The organism is Amaricoccus sp. W119, assembly GCF_047275745.1.
Lineage (GTDB): Bacteria > Pseudomonadota > Alphaproteobacteria > Rhodobacterales > Rhodobacteraceae > Amaricoccus.
Genome location: NZ_JBKQWU010000158.1, coordinates 1 through 1,927 on the forward strand (window position 1 = coordinate 1; position 1,927 = coordinate 1,927).

Sequence of the window (1,927 nt, forward strand, 5' to 3'; positions counted from 1 at the left end):
CGCTCCTGCTGGCACTCAGCACCTCCTCGCCGTTCTGGCAGGGTCGCGATACCCGCCTCGCCTGCCACCGGCTGACCGTCATGGACGCCCTGCCCCGCACCGGGCTGCCCGACCCGATGGCCAGCTACGCCGAGTATCGCGCGATGGTCGGCCGTCTGGTCGGCGCGGGCTGCATCGAGGATGCGACCAAGATCTGGTGGGACATCCGGCTCTCGGACCGTTTCCCGACGCTCGAACAACGGGTGACGGATGTCTGCCCGCGGCTTGACGACGTGGCCGCCATCGCCGCCTTCTATCAGTCGCTGCTGGCCTTTCTCTATCGGCGCGGCCACGAGGGCCAGCCCTGGCCGGTGCTGCCGCGGACCCTGATCCTGGAGAACCGGTGGCGCGCGCAGCGGCACGGGCACGCGGCGCGGCTGTTCGACCTGGACCGGCGCGACCCGCCGGAAATGGCGGTGCTGGTGTCGGAATGGATCGACCTGCTCGCCCCCGACGCCGAGCTGCTCGGCTGCGGACACGCGCTGGAGAGTCTGCGCCGCGTCGCCGAAAGCGGCACCTCCGCCACGCGGCAACGCGCGGTCTACCGCGACGCCCTGGCCCGGGGCGCCGATGAGGACGCGGCGCTCCGCGCGGTCGTGGACCATCTCATCGACGGTTTTTCCGGCGCCTGATCGGCTCGGCTGATCGGGGGCGGCTCAGCCGAACCAGCTCCGGCCGGAGAGCGCATNCGTGGACCATCTCATCGACGGTTTTTCCGGCGCCTGATCGGCTCGGCTGATCGGGGGCGGCTCAGCCGAACCAGCTCCGGCCGGAGAGCGCATGGGCCATGAAGGTGAGCCCGTCGCGCAGCTCCTCGCGAAGGATCGCGCCGCCGAGGCAGACGCGGACATATTCGCTGGGCGGGCCAAGCACGGTGAAGGAATCCGAAGGCATGAGACCGATGTCGCGCCCGGCCATCTGGCCCATCAGATCGGCCCGCCCCGCCCCGTCCGGCAGCCGCAGCCAGATGTTGAGCGCATGCGGTTCGGCCTCGAAATCGAAACCATGCAGGGCCTCGGCGGCGATCGCCTGACGCGCGGCGGTCTCCGAGCGGATGAAATCGAGGATGCGCTCCGCCGTGCCGTCCTCGATCCAGCGGGTGACGAGCGCGGCCGTCAGCGGCGAGGGCATGACGACGGTGGCGCGGATGCTCTGGCCAAGGAGATGCGCGGAGCGGCTGTCGGGGGCGACGACATAGGCGATCCGCAACCCCGCGCCAAGCCATTTCGAGAGCCCGCCGATATGCCAGGTCAGCTCCGGCGCGAGCGTGGCGAATGGTGGTGGCGGATCGGGCGGAATGAACCCGTAGGCATCGTCCTCGATCAGCGGCAGCCCGTGACGGAGCAGAAGCCGTGCGACGTCCCTCCTTCGCCCTTCCGGCATCGTCCGGGTCGTGGGATTTCGCAATGTGGGGTTGAGATAGACCGCCCGCGGCCGCCGCGCGCCGATCGCCGCCGCGAGCGCGTCGGGCAGGATGCCATCCGCGTCCTCGGCGACGCCGACGAGTTCGAGGCGGAGCTGGTGCGCGATCGAGCGCAGGCCGGGATAGGTGATCGCCTCGCAGAGCACCCGGTCACCGGGTTCCGTCAGGACGGGCAGGATCGCGGCCATCGTGGCCGTCGCACCGGGCGTGATGACGACACGGTCGAGCTCCGGGGTCATGCCGCGCCGTGCCAGCCAGACGCGCGCCGCGATCCGGTCCTGTTCGCCCCCGGTCGGGGATTGATAGCGCATGAGCGGGATGAGATCGGCCGAGACCGCGCGCAGCCCCTCGCGCATCGCCGCGAGCAACTCCGGATCGCGCGGCTCGGGCGGCAGGTTCATCAGCAGGTCGCGGGCGCGGGCGCGGCGCGGATCGGCCTCGGCGGCGGGCGCGGCGACGGGCGCG

At 71.4% G+C, this 1,927-nt stretch carries 2 protein-coding genes; one reads left to right on the plus strand and one right to left on the minus strand.

The genetic code is table 11. The features are described from left to right. On the plus strand, positions 1-671 hold a 671-nt coding region (locus ACLJK8_RS22590; protein WP_413152660.1), incomplete at its 5' end, for a glutamate-cysteine ligase family protein. 118 nt (positions 672-789) lie between these two features. On the opposite strand, the gene ACLJK8_RS22595 is transcribed toward ACLJK8_RS22590, so the two are convergent. After that, positions 790-1,927: PLP-dependent aminotransferase family protein (locus tag ACLJK8_RS22595; RefSeq protein ID WP_413152661.1), on the minus strand; the 1,138-nt coding region annotated here is incomplete at its 5' end.